The 19,181-nt window shown below is 64.7% G+C and carries 15 protein-coding genes; 5 read left to right on the top strand and 10 right to left on the bottom strand.

All coding sequences use genetic code 11. From position 1 onward, the window contains the following. Positions 1-2: 2 nt before the first annotated feature. From lpdA to OE856_RS02145, 5 genes are all read right to left on the bottom strand, one after another. The gene (gene lpdA, locus OE856_RS02165) at positions 3-1,397 is read right to left on the bottom strand and encodes a dihydrolipoyl dehydrogenase (protein WP_263714402.1); all 1,395 of its coding nucleotides are present in this window, start codon (positions 1,395-1,397) and stop codon (positions 3-5) included. A 230-nt stretch (positions 1,398-1,627) separates the two neighbouring features. Beyond that, the gene (locus OE856_RS02160; protein WP_263714401.1) at positions 1,628-2,200 is read right to left on the bottom strand and encodes a DUF924 family protein; all 573 of its coding nucleotides are present in this window, start codon (positions 2,198-2,200) and stop codon (positions 1,628-1,630) included. A 64-nt stretch (positions 2,201-2,264) separates the two neighbouring features. Then, positions 2,265-3,527, bottom strand: coding sequence for an MFS transporter (locus OE856_RS02155; protein ID WP_263714400.1), 1,263 nt, complete (start codon positions 3,525-3,527; stop codon positions 2,265-2,267). Between the two features lie 89 nt (positions 3,528-3,616). Then, positions 3,617-4,666 (bottom strand): tRNA preQ1(34) S-adenosylmethionine ribosyltransferase-isomerase QueA, encoded by a 1,050-nt coding sequence (gene queA / locus OE856_RS02150; RefSeq protein WP_263714399.1) that lies wholly within the window; start codon positions 4,664-4,666, stop codon positions 3,617-3,619. Continuing rightward, complete coding sequence (locus tag OE856_RS02145) at positions 4,663-7,950, bottom strand: DUF3971 domain-containing protein (RefSeq protein WP_263714398.1); 3,288 nt, start codon at positions 7,948-7,950, stop codon at positions 4,663-4,665. The genes queA and OE856_RS02145 overlap by 4 nt, the downstream gene beginning before the upstream one ends. A gap of 108 nt (positions 7,951-8,058) precedes the next feature. Between OE856_RS02145 and bcp the strand changes: the two genes are divergently transcribed. The 4 genes from bcp (at position 8,059) to OE856_RS02125 (ending at position 11,356) form a co-directional block, all read left to right on the top strand. Further along, entirely contained in the window at positions 8,059-8,520 is a 462-nt protein-coding gene (bcp, locus tag OE856_RS02140; protein WP_263714397.1) for a thioredoxin-dependent thiol peroxidase, read from the top strand. Continuing rightward, a complete protein-coding gene (locus tag OE856_RS02135; RefSeq protein WP_263714396.1) occupies positions 8,517-9,362 on the top strand; it encodes a ferritin-like domain-containing protein in 846 nt (281 codons plus the stop codon). Before bcp ends, OE856_RS02135 begins: the two co-directional genes overlap by 4 nt. A 163-nt stretch (positions 9,363-9,525) precedes the next feature. Beyond that, positions 9,526-10,851 (top strand): M23 family metallopeptidase, encoded by a 1,326-nt coding sequence (locus OE856_RS02130; protein ID WP_263714395.1) that lies wholly within the window; start codon positions 9,526-9,528, stop codon positions 10,849-10,851. Continuing rightward, entirely contained in the window at positions 10,841-11,356 is a 516-nt protein-coding gene (locus OE856_RS02125) for a bactofilin family protein (protein WP_263714394.1), read from the top strand. Before OE856_RS02130 ends, OE856_RS02125 begins: the two co-directional genes overlap by 11 nt. A 75-nt stretch (positions 11,357-11,431) precedes the next feature. Here the strand turns inward: OE856_RS02125 and OE856_RS02120 are convergent, their stop codons facing one another. The 3 genes from OE856_RS02120 to OE856_RS02110 form a co-directional block, all read right to left on the bottom strand. Next, entirely contained in the window at positions 11,432-12,202 is a 771-nt protein-coding gene (locus tag OE856_RS02120; protein ID WP_263714834.1) for a DUF2189 domain-containing protein, read from the bottom strand. 108 nt (positions 12,203-12,310) lie between these two features. After that, the gene (gene prfB, locus OE856_RS02115; RefSeq protein ID WP_263714393.1) at positions 12,311-13,438 is read right to left on the bottom strand and encodes a peptide chain release factor 2; all 1,128 of its coding nucleotides are present in this window, start codon (positions 13,436-13,438) and stop codon (positions 12,311-12,313) included. A gap of 77 nt (positions 13,439-13,515) precedes the next feature. Further along, positions 13,516-16,068 carry a penicillin-binding protein 1A gene (locus OE856_RS02110; protein ID WP_263714392.1) on the bottom strand — a complete coding sequence of 851 codons (2,553 nt, stop codon included), beginning with the start codon at positions 16,066-16,068 and terminating at the stop codon, positions 13,516-13,518. Positions 16,069-16,220: 152 nt separating this feature from the next. Here OE856_RS02110 and OE856_RS02105 point away from each other — a divergent pair, with 152 nt between their 5' ends. After that, on the top strand, positions 16,221-16,817 hold the full coding sequence (locus OE856_RS02105) for a class I SAM-dependent methyltransferase (protein ID WP_263714391.1): 597 nt from the start codon (positions 16,221-16,223) through the stop codon (positions 16,815-16,817). Here the strand turns inward: OE856_RS02105 and OE856_RS02100 are convergent. Both OE856_RS02100 and OE856_RS02095 read right to left on the bottom strand, forming a co-directional pair. Continuing rightward, positions 16,807-18,027, bottom strand: a complete 1,221-nt coding sequence (locus OE856_RS02100) for an N-acetylmuramoyl-L-alanine amidase (RefSeq protein WP_263714390.1) — start codon at positions 18,025-18,027, stop codon at positions 16,807-16,809. The genes OE856_RS02105 and OE856_RS02100 overlap by 11 nt on opposite strands. Continuing rightward, a complete protein-coding gene (locus tag OE856_RS02095; RefSeq protein ID WP_263714389.1) occupies positions 18,024-19,169 on the bottom strand; it encodes a pyridoxal phosphate-dependent aminotransferase in 1,146 nt (381 codons plus the stop codon). The genes OE856_RS02100 and OE856_RS02095 overlap by 4 nt, the downstream gene beginning before the upstream one ends. Positions 19,170-19,181: the final 12 nt, after the last annotated feature.

The following is a 19,181-nucleotide window of genomic DNA, read 5'->3' as shown; positions in this document are numbered from 1 at the left end:
GATCACATGTGGATCACGCGGCCATAGGCGTCCAACACGCTTTCATGCATCATCTCGCTCAGCGTCGGATGCGGGAAAACGGTTTCCATCAGCTCGGCCTCGGTGGTTTCCAGCGTGCGGCCGACGATATAGCCCTGGATCATCTCGGTCACCTCGGCGCCGACCATATGGGCGCCCAGCAACTCGCCGGTCTTTGCATCGAACACGGTTTTCACCATGCCCTCGGGTTCGCCCAATGCAATCGCCTTGCCGTTGCCCATGAACGGAAAGCGCCCGACCTTGACCTCATAGCCCAGCTCCTTGGCCTTGGCCTCGGTATAGCCGACGCTTGCCACCTGCGGATGGCAATAGGTGCAGCCGGCGATGCTTTCGGGTTTGACCGGATGCGGCTTGCCGCCCGCGATCAGCTCGGCCACCATGACGCCCTCGTGGCTGGCCTTGTGCGCCAGCCAGGGCGCGCCGGCGATGTCGCCAATGGCATAAAGGCCATCGACACCGGTGCGGCAATATTCGTCGGTCACCACATGGGTGCGGTCGATTTTGACGCCCAGGGCCTCTAGCCCCAGACCCTCGACATTGCCCACGATCCCCACGGCCGAAATCACCGTGTCGAAGTCCTGCGTGATCACCTTGCCGCCGGTTTCGATATGGGCGGTCACCTTGCCCTTGCCGCGATCCAGCTTCTTGACCGCGGATTTCTCCATGATCTTCATGCCCTGCTTGGTGAATTGCTTCTTGGCAAAGGCGCTGATCTCGGCGTCTTCGACGGGCAGCACGCGGTCCAGCACCTCGACCACGGTCGTGTCGGCGCCCAGCGTGTTGTAGAAACTGGCGAACTCGATCCCGATCGCGCCCGAGCCGATGACCAGCAGCTTTTTCGGCATCCGTACCGGTTTCAGCGCGTGTTTGTAGGTCCAGACCAGATCGCCGTCGGCCTCAAGCCCCGGCAACTCGCGCGCGCGGGCGCCGGTGGCCAGAATGATGTGTTTGGCGGCCAGATCCTGGGCGCCCTTGTCGGTCTTGACCGAGACCTTGCCCCTGGCGGGAAGGGTCGCCGCGCCCATGACCACATCGATCTTGTTCTTCTTCATCAGATGGCCGATGCCGCCCGACAGCTGCGCGGCCACATCGCGCGACCGCTTGACCACGGCATCCAGATCATAGCCCAGATTGTCGGCCTTGAGACCAAATTCCTTGGCCCGGTGCATCAGGTGAAAAACTTCGGAACTGCGCAGCAGCGCCTTGGTCGGTATGCATCCCCAGTTCAGGCAGATCCCGCCCAGATGCTCGCGCTCGACGATCGCGACCTTCAGCCCCAGCTGAGCGCCACGGATCGCGGCGACATATCCGCCCGGCCCTGCGCCGATCACGATCAGATCATATTCCTTGGCAGCCATCAGCCCCTCCTCAAGCCTGAAACTGTTGTGCCATTAAACTATTTCTGAACAACACTCAACGCCGCTGCTGAGGATGGTACCCAGATCTCGGGCAAAACCGCCCAGATCCACCGCCATCAGCGCCATCACGGCAAGGTTATCAAAAAATTAACTTAATCATTAAATTATATTTCTATACTCTATATTTATGACTTGTTTTCAGACTATTATCGGCAAGATGCCAGCCATAATCACCCTTTTAGACGGGCGACAATCTTGGCATATCCGCCCTTATCAAGGAAATCCTGCTCGGCCGGGCTAGTCTCTCTGGACAAGGCGGCATTGCGGTAGGGGAAACGCCCAAAGCGCCGAATGATCTCGCGATGGGCACGCGCATGCAGCAGGTTTTCGCCGTCATCGCCGGGCATGCTCAGCATCATCAGCCGAACGCACCGGTCCTGATCGGTCATGGTTTCCGAATGCATCAGCGGCAGGTAAAAGAACTGTCTTTCAGGCGTGGGAATGCGCATGTCGAACTCTTTGGCGATGGCATTCTTGGCTGCGGTGCGCGCCATGGCATCGGTGGCAAAAGCCTGCGCGTCGCCCCGGAACATGTTGCGCGGAAACTGGTCGGTCAGCAGCAGATAGGACAGCGTATCGGCCGGGTTGGCCAGCCAATCATGCAGCCCGCCCTTGCGCGCCTGAAGCCACAGATCCTCGAACCGGTCCCGGATGCGCGCGTCCAATTCGTCGCCGCCAGCATACCACCCTTCTGGCCCGACCTCGCCCAGCCAGAAATCCCTGACCTCTTGCGCTGTGGTCATCTGCACCTCCCGTGCCTGTTCGCTGAAATCAGCGTTTCAGAACTCGGGCAATCCCGCAAGGAAATTAATGGTTTCGCTCTTCGGCGGCCTCATCCAGCCCATCCTGGAACACCTCTTGCGCCAGCTCGACCGCGACCGGCGAAGAGGCCGCCATGACATGCGCATAGGCGCCGGTATGGTCTGTGTCAGGCGCCGGGCGCCGGGTCATCCGCCAGGCGGCATAGGCGGCCAGCGCGCCCATCAGCGCGGCAATGAACACGAAAAACCCGCCCGGCCCAAGCTGCCCCATGATCCAGCCGGTGATCAGCGGGCCAGCGACGGCCCCCATACCGTTCAGAAAGATCAGCCCGCCCGATGCGGCGGCCATGTCCTCGTGCTCGATGAAATCGTTGGTATGGGCAATCAGCAGCGCGTAAAGCGGGTTGGTCATCCCCCCGATCACCGCCGAAGCAACGACCAGCGCAGGCAAAACCCCGCCCATAGCAAGCCCCGCCAGCGCCCCCAGGGCCCCGATCACGGCTGCGCCAAAGATCAGGTGCCGCCGGTCCATCCGGTCCGACAACCAGCCGATCGGGTATTGCAACAACAGCCCGCCCACGAACATCGCGCCGATAAAGGTGGAGATCTCGGGCACGCTCAGCCCGGCCTTGACCCCATAGACCGAGGCCATGCCCAGCAGGGCCGAATAGATGCCGCCGACCAGAAACATGCCGACGCAGCCCAAGGGCGAGATGCGATAGAGCCGCGCGATGCTTAGCGGCTGTGTGCGCCCAAAGGCCGGCATCGGCTGGGCCGACAGCAGGATCGGCGCAAAGGCGATCGACACCAGCACCGAGGGAATGATGAACAGCACGAACCCCGACGGATCGCCCAGCGTCAGGATCGCCTGCGCCGCCACAAGCCCCAGCATCTGCACGATCATATAGGCCGACAGCGCCTGGCCCCGCGTTTCATTGCTGGCCGAGTTGTTCAGCCAGCTTTCCGAGGTCACGTAAACGCCCGAAAAGCAGAACCCGACGATAATCCGCAGCCCGATCCAGACCCACGGATCGGCAACCACCGGAAACAGGATCAGCGCCGCCGAGATGAATGAGGCCAGCGCGGCGAACACCCGCACATGCCCCACCCGCCGGATCATCTCGGGCGCCAGGCGCGAACCGCCGAGGAAGCCCAGGAAATAGCCCGACATCACCAGCGAGATCTCGAAGGTGGAAAAGCCCTCGATCTCGCCGCGCAGGCCCAGCAACGTGCCTTGCAGGCCGTTGCCGATCATCAGCAACAGCACGCCCAGCAGCAACGCCCACGAAGAGCCCAACACCTTGATCACGGCATACTCCAATCACATGCGGCACGATCTAGCAGCGTCGCGGCCCCCATCAAGGGCCACGCACGACATCCTGTCGTCCAAACGCGCCGCTAGGGGATCAGCAGCGACGCATCCCCATAAGAAAAGAACCGGTACCCCCGGTCAACCGCATGGGCATAGATCGCCCGGATACGGTCGGGGCCCATCAGCGCCGAGACCAGCATCATCAGCGTCGATTTGGGCAGGTGGAAATTGGTCATCAATGCATCGGTCACCCGGAACCCGTAGCCCGGCGTGATAAAGATGTCGGTCTCGCCCTGCCAGGGCTGCATGGTACCATCAGCCTGGGCCGCGCTTTCGATCAGGCGCAGCGCGGTGGTGCCCACCGGGATGATCCGCCCACCGGCCGCGCGGGTGGCGTTGATCTGCGCGGCGGCCTCGGCGGTGACCTCGCCCCATTCAGCATGCATCTTGTGCTGGCTGACGTCATCGACCTTGACCGGCAGGAAGGTCCCCGCCCCCACATGCAGCGTCACCTCGGTGAATTCGACGCCGCGCTCGCGCAGCGTGGCCAGCAGGGCCTGATCAAAGTGCAGGCTGGCCGTGGGCGCCGCCACCGCGCCGGAATGGCGGGCAAAGACCGTCTGGTAATCGTCCTTGTCCTGCGCGTCAGCGGGGCGTTTGGCGGCGATATAGGGCGGCAGCGGCATCGCGCCGGCCTCGGCCAGCGCCGCGTCGAAATCATCGCCCGTCAGGTTGAACGACAGCACAACGCCATCCGTGCCGCGCTCGGCCACACGGGCGCTTAGCGCGTCCGAGAACAGGATCTCTTCGCCCTCTTGCAGCTTGCGCAGCGGTTTCGCCAGCGCCGCCCATTGCCCGCCGGGGCGCGGCTCGATCAGGGTGATCTCGACCTTGGCCTCAACCGGGCCCTGCGGGGTCATGCGCGGGCGGCGGCCGAACAGCCGCGCGGGGATGACCTTGGTGTTGTTCAGGATCAGCCGGTCGCCCGGGCGCAAGAATTCGGGCAGGTCATAGACATGCTTGTCAGTGATCGTATCGCCCTGCGCCACCAGCAAACGCGCCGAGGGGCGCGGCTTGGCCGGCCGGGTGGCAATCAGCTCATCCGGCAGGTGGAAATCGAAATCGGACAGCTTCATTCGGGCAACTCCGGCGGGGCACTGCGGAAAATCTCGCGGAACATGCCCGGCGTCAGGATCGACAGCGGGTTGACCTTGACCTCGGGCGCCTTGGCGTCGCCGCGCAGCGCATAGTTGAACCCGAACAGCCCCTCGCCCCGGCGGCTGAAGATCTGGCCGATGCCGTTGATCATGTAGACCGGCGAAATCACGCCCTGCATGTGCATCTTTCCGGTTCCGAAATCCATCACCCCTGCCATCGAAATTCCCAGCGACGGACCGACAGCGCTGCTCCGTTTGACCTCTAGCCCGGCGGGGGTCAAGCGAAAGCGGCCATCGACCGTGGTGAAGACCAGCCCCTCGCCATCCAGCAAGCCCACGACCGAGACCGCGCTCAGCAATTCGGCCAAGGCCGGGGCGCCCTGCACGCGTGTGCGTTCGATGCGAATCTGACCATCGTAATGGCCCGGCTTGCCCAGCGGCGCCAGCAACAGATCCATCGAGCCGCCGGTCGATTTCTCAAAGATCCCCGCCCCGCGCAGCACCCCGCCCGCATCGTTCGAGCGCACCCGGATCGCGGTGCCGCGTTTGGTTGGCGCCAAAGTGATGGCAACCGGCCCACCGCCGCGCAGAACGGCGCTTAGCTTACCCTGCAGCCCACCTCCCGGCTCCAGCACCCCCTCGACCCCCAACAGCTCGATCGAGCGCGAGACGGTCAACTGATCCAGCGCCAGCCGGATCGGGCTTTGACCGCCCGCGCCGCCACCGCCGCCTTTCAGCATCGGGCTGGCCCGCAGGTCCAGCGCGCCACCGGTGACCTGAATTTCGGGCGGCACACCGGCGCCGCGTCCGACCAGGCTGACCGGCGCATCCAGCCAGCCGCCCATCAAAACCCGGCCGAAACTCAGCCGGTCCAGCGAGCCATCGGCATGCATCACCGCGCGGCCCTCGCTGGCGGTCATACCGGCCGCCGACAGGTCAAACCGGTTGATCACCGCCGGCTGCGACAGCTGGCCCGCCACCTCAAGCGTTCCCTTTTCGGCCGGGGGTTTGGTCCAGCCCACCCCGGCCAGCGAGATCCCCAGCCGCTCTAGATCAGAGCTTAGCGTGAACTCGGGCGGCTGCCCCTTGGTCATCGACAGCGTGACCCGGCCTTCGGCCTGACCACTGAGACTGCCCGGCGGCAGGCCCAGCCGGAACGCATCCGACGCCTGTTGCGACAGCATCACCACGCCGTCGACCTGGCTGATGCCGCGATGCTCGGGGCCCATCTTCTGGGTCCAGCTGCCCTGCACCGGCACCCCGTCCAGCGCCGCCTGACCGCCGATCGTCAGCACCTGGTTGTCGGCGTGCAGCTCTAGCTGGCTGGCGGTCAGCACCCGGCCCTTGACCAGGGTTTCCGAGCGCACCCCGGTCAGCGTGCCGCGCATATCATAGGTGACGTCCTTGGTCTGAACCTTCTTGAGCAAAGGCAGCCGCAGATCGACCTCGACCCGGGCACGCCCCTTGGCCAGCGTCACCGGCTGGCCGGCGCGCGACATGACATTCAGCGGCGGCAGATCCAACAGCGACAACATGGCCTCGATCGAACTGTCGGTGCGTAGCGTGATATGGCCCACCGCCGGGCGCTGGCGGATATCGGGCACCCGCACCACCGTGCCGGCCGGATCGACCTGGCCCCCGCTGGGCGCGGTGACGGAACCGCTTTCCAGAACCATCGTAAAGGCGTTATCGCTGATCGAAGAATAGCCGAACCCGTTTTCCACCGGCGGCATGGTTTTGAGGAACCGCACCGAGGCATCGCGGAATTCCCATGTCAGGCTGGCGACCGGCTCGGCCTCCGGTATCAGCCGCAGCGCGCCGCGCACATCATAGATCAGCCCGTCATTGACGTTATTCGCAACCCACTCGCGCGTGTTGGGCACCACATCCACCGGCCAAAGCTGCAACAGCGCCTGATCCTCGATCTGGTTCAGCGCCAGATCCAGCGCCACCGCCCAGCCCGCATCCGACACCGACACCTTACCCGAACCACGGTAATCGGCGCCGTTCTCATCGCTGAGAACCGCCTGGCCGATGGTGGCGGAGAACGGGTCAAGCGTCAGCTTGAAATCGGCCGCCCCGCTGGAAAACCGCGCCGGTTCGGCAAAGACACCCTTGGGCGTCAGCTCGACCTGGCGCATGCGGATCTGGGTGGTCAGGCTGCTGGGCCAGCCGTTTTCATGGTCTTTCAGATAGGCATGCCCCTCGGCGGTCAGGCTCAGCGCATCCGATTTCACCGAAACCTCGCTAAGGTTGATCCGCCCCTGCGCGGGGTCATAGCTGAAATACGCGCGGCCCCGCTCAAACCGGATCGGCGCGGCGTCGGCCTCGGGGCGCAGCGCGCCTGCCCCGATCTGCAAGGCCGCGTTCAGCGGCGCCAGCGTGCCATCGGCCGCAACGCCCCCCCGCATCGCCCCCGAAATCGGCGCCTGCAACACCCCCAGAAACGCCAGCGCCGGCGATTGCGTGGCAATATCGGCCGCTGGAACATCGCTGAAATTGGCCGAGATCCGCGACTCGGGCGATCCCTTGACCGTCTCGAAACTCATCGCCACCTCGGACGGCACGCCCACATCGCTGCGAAGCGCAAAGAACAGCTGCGCCGACAGGTTCTCGTCGGTCTGGTCCAGCGTCATCAGCCCGTCACGCACCTGCCAGAACCGCCCGGCGCGCGCATCGGTGTAACTGACATGCAGCGCCTCGACGGTGACCGTTTCGACCCCCGCCAGCATCGGCTGGGCAAAGGCCTGGTCGATCTGATCCAGCGCCCGGCCCAGCGACTGCGCCTGCACCGGGCGCATCGTGTCGCCCATGGCCAGGTCGAACTGGCCGCTTGCACTGCGCCGCAACACGATCGAGGCCCCGTTCAGCGCCACGCGCCGCAATTCGATCCGGCCCTCAAGCAGCGCCTTGCCGGCCAGGGTGATGCTGACCTCGGGCAACTGCGCCAGCGGGCGGCCAGCGCCATCCATCACCGAAACATCGCTGAAATAGACCCCCGGCACGCCGCGGCGCGAAAACTCGACCCGTGTGCGGCCAATCGTCAGATCGGCCGGGGCCAGCGCCGCATCCAGCCGCGACTCGATCCGCGCGCTCATCCAGTCGGGCAGGATCACCACCCGCCCCGTCAGCGACATCACCGCCACCAGAAACACGCAAGCCATCACCGCCAGCGCCATCATCAGCCATATGACAAACCGCCCGCGCGGACGCGGCCCGCGCGGCGGGGCAGTTTGGGGTGGCTGGGTCTTGTGCTCTGTCATGTGCCGAAAGGGCGCCTGTTGCTCTTGCCTCTGTGGGCCGCCGCTCTATCCTCGCGCCTCAAAGCCTAAATCATCTCAACGGCTTTGCCAAAGAGGAAAGGACGACCAATGCCCGAGACCGGCCAGATCGCGCCCGATTTCACCCTGCCCCGTGATGGTGGCCAGGATGTCACCTTGTCGGCCCTGCGCCCGGCCCCCGTGGTGCTGTATTTCTACCCCAAGGACGACACCCCCGGCTGCACCACCGAGGCGCTGGATTTCACGGCCCTCAAAGACCAGTTCGCCGCCGCCGGCGCGCAGGTTTTTGGCATCTCGAAAGACAGCGTCGCCAAGCACGAAAAGTTCTGCGTCAAGCACGGGTTGGGCATTCCGCTCTTGTCCGATGAAAACGGCACGGTCTGCGAAAGCTACGGCGTCTGGGGCGAAAAGAACATGTATGGCCGCACCTACATGGGCATCACCCGCGCCACTTTCCTGATCGACGCCGAGGGCCGCATCGCCCGCATCTGGCCCAAGGTCAAGGTCACCGGCCACGCCGAAGAGGTGCTCGAGGCCGTGCGCGCCCTATGACCGATCTGACCCTGGCCCAGATGGCCGACCAGGTGCTGCGCACCGCCGACCCGCAGGAAAAAACCGCCCTGTCGCGCCGCCATGCCGCCGCATGGTTCGCCGCGCGTCAGGCGGGCACGCCCCTGCCCGTGGGCACCGCCTCGCCGCCCGACCACCCCGCAAGGCCCGACAAGCCCGCCCTGCTCGATCCGCGCGACGTGCCGCGCCGTCGCCCCGGCACCCGCGCCGGGCGCATGGCGATCCTGCACGCCGTTGCCCATATCGAACTGAACGCCGTTGACCTGCACTGGGATATCATCGCCCGGTTCGGCCATATCGAAATGCCGCCCGGATTCTATGACGACTGGGTCAAGGCTGCCGACGAGGAATCAAAGCATTTCAACCTGATATGCGACTGTCTTGATGCGATGGACAGCCACTATGGCGCGTTGGACGCCCATGCCGGCATGTGGCGCGCGGCCGAGGATACCGCCGATGATCTGATGGGCCGGTTGGCCGTGGTGCCGATGGTGCTCGAGGCGCGCGGGCTGGACGTGACCCCCGGCATGATCGCCCTGTTCGAGAAAGCCGGCGAAGACAGGACCGTCGAGGCTCTGAACGTGATCTATGCCGAGGAAGTGGGCCACGTGGCCTATGGGTCCAAGTGGTTTCACTTTCTGTGCGGGCGCGAAAACACCGACCCCAAGGACGCGTTTCACGCGCTGGTGCGGCGCTATTTCCACGGCGATCTCAAGCCGCCCTTCAACGAGGAAAAGCGCGCCGAGGCCGGAATTCCGCCCGATTTTTACTGGCCGCTGGCCGCCGAAACCCCGCCCTCGCGCCGGAATCCCGCCGACGGATAGGCGAAATCTCGCCTGTTAGCGCCCCCTAAGGCCCTATTCGCCAAAGAAAATCGGCCAAAAATGTTGCAGCCATGCCGCAGTTTGGCCTATTCAATCCCGAACCACGACTGGGGCGGCGATGACATCATCGCCATGGGGATGAGACAGACGGGGCACGAGACGATTGAGAACTTCTCTGATGATGCGGCTGCACGCAGCCTTGGAACGTTACTTGCCGGAACAGCGCATGTTCCTGCGGTCCGATGACGAGACCCGGTTTATCCGCCTGCGTTCCGAGACCCAGCTGGCCATCTTCGTGGGCAGCTCGCTGACCGTTGCCTGGACCATCATCGCCACCGCCGTTCTGCTGATGGACAATATCGGCGCGGGCAGCCTGCGTGACCAGGCCCAGCGTGAACAGGCCCATTACGAAGAACGCCTCAACACCCTGGCCGAAGAACGCGATCAGCGCGCGCTTGAGGCAGAACGGGCGCAGAAACGATTCAGCCTGGCTCTGACCGAAGTGTCGAAGATGCAGTCCGAACTGCTGGCCTCCGAGGATCGCCGCCGCGAGCTGGAAACCGGCATCGAGGTGATCCAGTCGACCCTGCGCCGCACCATGAGCGAACGCGACGACGCGCTGGCCAAGGCCGGTGATCTGGAACTGGCGCTGGCCAGCAAGTCCGGGTCCGACCGCACCGGCGAGGGCCGTGTCGAAGACATGCGCCAGACCGTGACCTTCCTGTCCGAGGCGCTGAACCTGACCGCCACCGAGCGTGACGCCATCGCCGCCGAGGCCGCCCAGGCCTATGAGCTGGCCAGCGCGCTGGATTACGACCGCCAGCTGCAGCAAGACCGCAACGACCGCATCTTTGGCCAGCTCGAAGACGCGATGGCCATCACGGTTGAACCCCTGGACAAGATGTTCCGCGCTGCCGGTCACGATACCGATGACCTGCTGGAACAGGTGCGCCGCGGCTATTCCGGCCAGGGCGGCCCGCTTACCCCGATCGCGCTGTCGACCCGCGGCGAGGATGCGACCGATCCCGACAGCCTGCGCGCGAACGAGATCCTGCGCGATCTCGACCGGCTGAACATGTATCGCATGGCGGCCGAAAAGGCCCCCTTTGCCCTGCCGCTCAAATCGGCCTTCCGCTATACCAGCGGTTACGGCCAGCGCTGGGGCCGCATGCACGAGGGCACAGATTTTGCCGCCGCCCACGGCACCCCGATCTATTCCACGGCCGATGGCGTGGTGATTCACGCCGACTGGTCCTCCGGTTACGGTCGCCTGGTAAAGATCCAACACGACTTCGGCATCGAGACCCGATATGCCCATATGTCCAAAATCCGCGTGAAGGTCGGCCAAAGGGTCTCGCGCGGAGAGCGGATCGGTGATATGGGGAACTCCGGCCGCTCCACTGGCACTCATTTGCATTATGAGGTGCGCGTCGGAGGCAAATCCGTCAATCCCATGACCTACATCAAGGCAGCCAGAGATGTTTTCTAAAAGCAGGATCAACGAGCCCGGCCCCAAGCAGGCCAATGAAGCTGACAAAGCCAAAGCACCCGAAGCTGCGGCTCCGGCGGCCCCCGCGGCCCCGATCAGCGAGAAACCCGCAATGCCCGCCGCCAAGCCCAAACCGCCGGCGTCGGTGTTGTCCTCGGACCTGACGGTCAAGGGCAACCTGCGCACCACCGGCGATATCCAGGTCGAAGGCACCGTCGAAGGCGACATCCGCGCCCATATGCTGACCGTCGGCGAAGGCGCCACCATCCGCGGTGAAATCATGGCCGATGACGTCGTGGTCAATGGCCGCGTGATCGGCCGCGTGCGCGGCCTCAAGGTGCGCCTGACCTCGACCGCCCGCGTCGAAGGCGACATCATCCACAAGACCATCGCCATCGAAAGCGGCGCCCATTTCGAGGGTTCGGTCCAGCGCCAGGAAGACCCGCTGTCGACCCAGGGCGCCCCGGTCAAGAAACCGGCCGCTGCTGCGCCCAAGGCCGACTAAGCACCCCTTTCCGGCCATCCGGAATCAAAACGGGCGCCCCTGGGGCGCCCGTTTTCTTTTATTTGATCAAAGCATCTAGCGGATCGTGCGCCGGTAAAGATGCCAGGTCGCATGGCCCAGCACCGGCAGCACCAGCAGCAGCCCCATGAACATCGGCAGCATCCCGATGAACAGCAGCACCGTCACCAGCACGCCCCATACCGCCATCACGCCCATGTTGCGCAGGCAGGCCTGATAGCTGACGATCATCGCCGTCACAAAGTCGATCTCGCGATCCAGCAGCAGCGGCAGCCCGACCACCGTGATGGCAAACAGCAGCGCCGCGATGATACCGCCCACGACCGACCCCACCGCCAGCATCATCATGCCGTTCGGCGTCAGGAACACCTCGTACGAGCTGGAAATATTGGTCATCGTCGACAAGCCCAGGAACAGGGCAAAGATCATGTGGCCGATAAAGGTCCAAAACAGGAAGATCAGGATGATGATCGCGCTGATCGACGGCAGCTGACGGTCCTTTTGCCGCCAGATCACGCCCAGGATCTCGCGCCAGTTCAGCGGCTGACCGATATCCAGCCGGTGGCTGACCTCATATAGGCCAACGGCCGCGAAGGGCCCCAGCAGCGGAAAACCGAACGCCGCCAGCGCCAGCCAATAGGTCTGGCCGGTGGCGCGGGTCAGCCAGAACAGAAACATCCCGCAAATCACGTAGAATCCGCCAAAAAACACCCCATAGCCCGGCGCGGCCAGAAAGTCGCGCCAGCCCGCGGCCAGCGCCTTGCGCAGGTCCTTGCCCTCGATCACCTGGATCTTTGGCGGTGCCGAAGGATGCGGGGCATCGGTCATCGTCATGTCAGTCTCCTCCCTTGCCCTGTGGGCAGGCCGAGAATGCCGGGCAAATGCCGATCAATCAACTAAAACGGAATGTTAGACGCAGGTTTTTATAGACCGGGCCTAGTCTTCGGCATTGGCCTCGGCGCGGCTCTTGCCGGCGACCTTCAGCGCCAGCGTGGCGGCCATGAACTGATCGAGGTCGCCATCCAGCACGCCCTGGGTGTCCGAGGTCTCGACCCCGGTGCGCAAGTCCTTGACCATCTGGTAGGGCTGCAACACGTAAGACCGGATCTGGTTGCCCCAGCCCGCCTCGCCCTTGGCCTCATGCGCGGCGTTGATGGCCTCGTTCCGCCGGTCCAGCTCCATCTGGTAAAGGCGCGATTTCAGCGCCTTCATGGCAATGTCGCGGTTCTGGTGCTGCGATTTTTCCGAGCTGGTCACCACGATGCCGGTCGGCATGTGGGTGATCCGCACCGCCGAGTCGGTGGTGTTGACGTGCTGCCCGCCCGCGCCCGACGACCGGTAGGTATCGACACGGATGTCGGCCGGGTTCACCTCGATCTCGATATTGTCGTCCACCACCGGGTAGACCCAGACCGAGCTGAACGAGGTATGCCGCCGCGCCGCGCTGTCATAGGGCGAAATCCGCACCAGGCGATGCACGCCCGATTCCGACTTGAGCCAGCCATAGGCGTTGTGACCCGAAATCTTGTAGGCGGCGGACTTGATCCCCGCCTCTTCGCCCGCGCTTTCCGATTGCAGCTCGACCTTATAGCCCTTCTTTTCGGCCCAGCGCACATACATCCGCGCCAGCATCGAGGCCCAGTCACAGCTTTCGGTGCCGCCTGCGCCCGAGTTGATTTCAAGGAAGGTGTCATTGGCATCGGCCTCGCCGTCCAGCAGGGCCTCCAGCTCTTTCGCGGCCGCCTTCTCGCGCAGCGATTTCAGCGACGCCTCGGCCTCTTTGATGACCTCGGCGTCATCCTCCATCTCGCCCAGTTCGATCAGCTCGATATTGTCTTCCATGTCCTGGGTGATGGACTTGTAGGTATCGATCGCATCGACCAGCGCCTGCCGTTCGCGCATCAGCTTTTGCGCGGCATCGGGGTCGTTCCACAGGTCGGGGTCTTCGACGCGGGCGTTGAATTCTTCCAGCCGGTATTCCGCCGTTTCCCAATCCAGCCGCTGCGCCAGCAGCTTGAGCGACTTGCGGATATCCTCGACCGTGTTTTGCGTCTCGGCGCGCATGGGAATGACCTTCGACTTGGTTGGTGTTCAGAGCGGGTTGATAGCGGCTTGGGCAGGCACGGGCAAGGCCCGAGGGGCTAGTACAGCCCGCCCGAGCTGACCGTGCCAAAGCTGGCCTTGGGCCCCACGGTGGCCTTTTTCCCGGTCGAGGTGGTCACCACCTCGCCATTGTCGAATTCGCCCGGCTCGAACAGCGGCAGGTTCGATCCCATGGCAAAGCCGCCATCGACCAGCGCCGCCAGACCAAAGAGCGGCTCTTCGCCGTCACGGAAATATTCCGCCACCACGAACTCGCCCTCGACGTCATTGGGCAGGCGCGCGCCGGTATAGCGGTCGATCTTGATGAAATGGCCACCCGGGGGCACCTTGAACTTGCCGCCGCCGTATTTCTCGACCGCGTGCAGCATGAAATCGTTGAAGACCGGGCCGCACATGGTGCCGCCCCCTGCCCCGCGCCCCAGCGGCCGCGGCGTGTCGTAGCCGATGTAGCAGCCCGCGACGATATTCGAGGTAAAGCCCACGAACCACACGTCCTTGGCCTCGTTGGTGGTGCCGGTCTTGCCGGCGGTGGGCACCGGCAGGTTGACCGTGCCCGAGGCCGTGCCGCGATCCACCACGCCCCGCATCATCGAGGTCAGCTGATAGGCGGTGATGGCGTTGATCACCCGCTGGCGCGACGACCGGATGGTGGGCGACTTGCCGTCGACCAGATCGGCCACGCCGCAATCGACGCAATCGCGCGGGTCGTGGCGATAGATGGTCTTGCCCCAGCGATCCTGCACCCGGTCAACCAGCGTGGGCTCAACCCGCTCGCCGCCATTGGCAAACATCGCATAGGCCGAGACCATCTTGTAAAGCGTGGTTTCCTGGCTGCCCAGCGCGTTGGCCAGGAACGGATCCAGCCGGTCATAGACGCCGAACCGCTCGGCATAGCCGGCGACGGTTTCCATACCGATCTCCTGCGCCAGCCGCACCGTCATCAGGTTTCGCGACCATTCGATACCCGTGCGCAGCGGCGTGGGGCCGTAGAATTTGTTGGTGGCATTCTTGGGACGCCAGATACCGGCGGCGGTTTCCACCTCGATCGGCGCGTCGATGACGATCGTCGCCGGGGTGAAACCGGAATCAAGCGCCGCCGCATAGACGAAGGGCTTGAAGCTGGAACCAGGCTGGCGCGTCGCCTGGGTGGCGCGGTTGAAGACCGAGGCCTGATAGCTGAACCCGCCCTGCATCGCCAGAACGCGGCCGGTATTCACATCCATCGCGACAAAGCCGCCCTGCACCTCGGGCACCTGCCGCAGCGTCCAGCGAATGAACGAGCCATCCGCGTCCTTGGTCATCTGCCGCACCAGAACCACGTCGCCCACCGAGACCAGATCGGCCACTTTTGATGCCTTGGGGCCAAGGCTGCCGTCGGCGCGCAGCTTGCGCGCCCAGGACACGTCTTCGGCCGGAATCCAGTGGCCGTCGTCATCCTCGGCGATGCGCTCGATGCCGATGCGGGCCGAGGTCTTGCCCAGCTCAAGCACCACCGCCGGATACCAGCCCTCGATGTCGCGGGGCACGTCAATGGCGGCCAGCGCCGCGCGCCAGGCCTCTTCGCTGCCCAACTGATCGGCGGCAACGGTCAGCCCCGTGCCGCGCCAGACGCCACGTTCGCGGTCATAGCCTTCCAGCCCGGCGCGCAGGGCCGCAGCGGCATGCCCCTGCATCTCGGGGTCGATGGTGGCGCGAATGGTCAGGCCACCGCCAAAGAACTCTCCCTCGCCAAAGTTCTGGCTCAGCTGCCGGCGGATCTCGTCGGTGAAATAGTCGCGGTCGGGCAGGCTGTCGCGGAAGGCGGGGAAATCGCCATTCTGCACGCTCAGCAGCGGCGCGGCCTGCGCGGCATCGCGGGTGGCGGCGTCGATATAGCCGTTCTCGAACATCTCGCGCAGCACGTAGTTGCGCCGCGAGACGGCAAACTCGCGGTCCCGCACCGGGTGGGTATGGGCCGGCTTTTGCGGCAGCGCGCCCAGGAATGCCGCCTCGGCGACGCTCAGTTCCTCAAGAGACTTGTTGAAATAGGTCTGCGCGGCGGCGGCCACGCCATAAGAGTTCTGACCCAGGTAGATCTCGTTGAGATACAGCTCCAGGATCTGGTCCTTTGACAGCGCATCGTCGATGCGCGAGGCCAGGATCAGCTCCTTGATCTTGCGCTCGGCGGTGCGATCACTGCTGAGCAGAAAGTTCTTGGCCACCTGCTGGGTGATGGTCGACGCACCGCGAACGCGCTGGCCACGGGTGCGCACGGCCTCGACACCGGCAGCAACGATCCCCCGCAGGTCATAGCCCGGATGCACAAAGAAGTTCTTGTCCTCGGCCGAGATGAACGCGGCCTTGACCACATCGGGGATTTCATCGGCCGGCGCGAACAGGCGGCGCTCATGCGCGAATTCGTCAATCAGGCGGCCCTCGCCCGAATAGATTCGGCTGATGGTCTTGGGCGCGTAATTGGCCAGTTCCTCGTGATTGGGCAGATCGCGCGCATACATCCAGAAGATCGCGCCCAGCATCAGCGCGCCAACAACCACCCCCACCGTCACAAAGGTGAAGACAGCCCCGAAAAAGGACAGGATGAACCGGATCACTGCGCGCTCCCAAACTTGACCCCGGTTATATAGGCGCGTCAGGGGTCAGGGTCAAAAACAACCGCCCCGCCCATCGGCCAAAAAACGCCGCGTCGCGCTCACGGATGCGCGAGGCCCTTGTGTATCGCCGCACAAAACCCTAGCCCGGCACCATGCGAGCAGAAGATATCCTTTCCACCTATTCCCGAGTCGCGCAGGGCTTTGCCCGTAGCCGCGATAAATCATTGTTCGAACGGCGCTGGCTTGACCGGATGCTGGCCCATGCCCCCGGCCGCAAGGTGCTGGACCTGGGCTGTGGCACCGGCAAGCCGATCGCGACCTACCTGGCCGATCGCCGCGCCGACATCACCGGCGTCGATGGCGCGGCCGAGATGATCGAGATGTTTCAGGCCAACCTGCCCCACGCCAATGCGGTGCATGCCGATATGCGCGGGCTGGACCTGGGCGAACAGTTCGATGCGATCCTGGCCTGGAACAGCTTTTTCCACCTCTCGGCCGAAGATCAGCGCGCGATGTTCGCGGTCTTTGCCGCCCATGCCGCACCCAAGGCCGTGCTGATGTTCACCTCGGGGCAAGCCGCCGGCGAGGCCATCGGCGAGGTCGAGGGAGAGCCGGTCTATCACGCCAGCCTCGCCCCGCGCGAATACCGCAAGCTGCTGGCCGAACACGGGTTCGAAGTGGTCAAATTCGTGCCCGAAGACCCCGATTGCCGGGGCCATTCGGTCTGGCTGGCACGCCTTACTGCCTAAGCAACGCGCCCTGCGCGGCATCACTTTGCGCCCAGTCCTGCAAGGCGGCGCGGATGCCCTGTGCCGCCTTGGCGCGCCACTCGGCGTCGGTCAGGTTTTCCAGGTCGCGCGGCGATGACATGAACCCGATTTCAACCAGCACCGACGGGATGTCGGGCGCCTTGAGCACCGAGAACCCCGCCTCTTGATGCGGGCGCTTGTGCATGCGCCCGATATGCTGCTTCAGCCCCGCCACCAGCGCCTGCGCCAGCGCCTGCGACCGTGGCGCCGCCTCGGTGCGGGCCAGATCCATCAACACCCCGGCGATCACGTCATCCTGGTGGCTGAGATCGACCCCCGCCAGCAGATCGGCGCGGTCATGGCGTTCGGCCAACAGTTCGGACGCGCGATCCGACGCGCTATCGGCCAGCGTATAAATCGTGGCCCCGCTGGCGCGCCCTTCGGTCACGATATCGGCATGCAGCGACAGGAACACATCCGCCCCCGCCGCCCGCGCGATCGACACCCGCGCCTCAAGCGGCACGAAACTGTCATCCTCGCGCGTCAGCACCACCTCGAACCCGGCGCGGCGCAGCTCGTCGCGCAGCTCGCGCGCGAAGGTCAGCATCAGGTCGGCCTCGATCACCCCGTCGCGCTCGGCGCCCGGATCGATGCCACCATGGCCCGGGTCCAGCACCACCCGCACCGGCCGCGAGCCATCCTGACGGCGATGCGGCGGGTCCATCCGCACGGGTTCGGGCAGGCCCCACAGCGCCGACTGCGCCACCGTAACCTGCGCGGCAAAGACCTCTGGCGTGACCGGCTCCAGGCGCAGTGTCAGCACCCCGCGCCCGCTGTCAGCGTCGCGGCTCAGCTCGGCGCGGCGCAGGCCCAGCGGCTGATCCAGCTCGATCACCATGCGCGACCAGCCCGGCCGCACCGGGCCGGTGCGCACACCGGTTACCCGATCAGAACGATCAAACACCGCCCCGTCAAACCCTGCCCAGTCGACCTCGCGGAAATCGACGACCAGCCGCACGGGCTGATCCAACAGGCGAATGGCATAGGGCACGGGCTGGCTAAGGGTCAGCGTCAGATCGACGCCCTCGCCCGCATCCATCACCGCCGAGGCCCCGGCATCGACCCGCGCCAGCGCGGAAAGATCCTGCGCCGCAGCGCCCCCCGCCAGCGCCAGCCACAGCGCGGCGCCTATGGCGGCCAGGCGGATCATACCTGCCGGTCACGCATGAAATCGCCCAGACGGCGCAGCCCCTCGCGGATATCCTCGGTCGCGCGCGCATAGGAAAAGCGCAGCGTCCCTGCCCCGCGATCGGGGTCGAAATCCAGCCCCGGCGTCACCGCCACACCCGCCTTGTCCAGGATCTCGGCCGCGAATGCGCGGCTGTCATCGGTCAGGTGGCTGACATCGGCATAGACATAGAACGCCCCGTCGGGCGGCGCGATCCGGTCAAAGCCCGCGCGCGGCAGGCCCTCCATCATCAGCTGGCGGTTGGCGCGGTAAACATCCATGTTGGCCTGCAATTCATCGTCGCAATCCATCGCATGCAGCGCGACAACCTGCGCCGCATGGGGGGCGCAGATGAACATGTTCTGCGCCAGCCGTTCGACCCGGCGCACATGATCGGGCGGCACCACCATCCAGCCCACGCGCCAGCCGGTCATCGAGAAATATTTCGAGAAGGAATTGATCACATAGACATCGTCGCTGATCTCCAGCGCGGTGACGGCCTTTTTGTCATATTCGATGCCGTGATAGATCTCGTCACTGATGAACGCCGTTCCATTCTTGGCGCAGGCCTTGATCAGGGCGGCCAGTTCATCGCGCCCCAGCATCGTGCCCGACGGGTTGGCGGGCGAAGCCACCATCAGCCCCGCCAGATCAGGCGGCAGTTCGCTGGGCACCGGTTGCAGGCGGTTTTCCGCCGCGGTCTCGATCATCACCGGCGTGATGCCAAGCGCCTTGAGGATCTGCCGGTAGGACGGATATCCGGGCGCGCCGATGCCCACCTTGTCGCCGGTGTCAAAGAGCGCCGTAAAGGCCAGCAAGAACGCCCCAGACGACCCCGAGGTGACAATCACCCGATCGGGCGAAAGATCGACATTATACCAGTCTTTATAAAGCTTTGCGATCCGTTCCCGCAGTTCTGGGATGCCCAGCGAAACGGTATAGCCCAATGGATCACGCCCCAGCGCGTCGGTCAGCGCCGAGCGGGCGCCGGCAGGCGCGGGCGTGCTGGGCTGGCCGACCTCCATATGGATGATGTGGCGGCCCGTGGCCTCGGCCTGACGAGCGGCCTCCAGCACATCCATCACGATAAAGGGATCAACATCGCCCCGGCTTGAACTTCGCATGGAACCCTCTCA

It is taken from the genome of Actibacterium sp. XHP0104 (genome assembly GCF_025751515.1).
Taxonomy (GTDB): Bacteria; Pseudomonadota; Alphaproteobacteria; order Rhodobacterales; family Rhodobacteraceae; genus Actibacterium_D.
The sequence above is the reverse complement of the archived record's forward strand: the minus strand, read 5'-3'. Positions and strand labels throughout refer to the sequence as shown.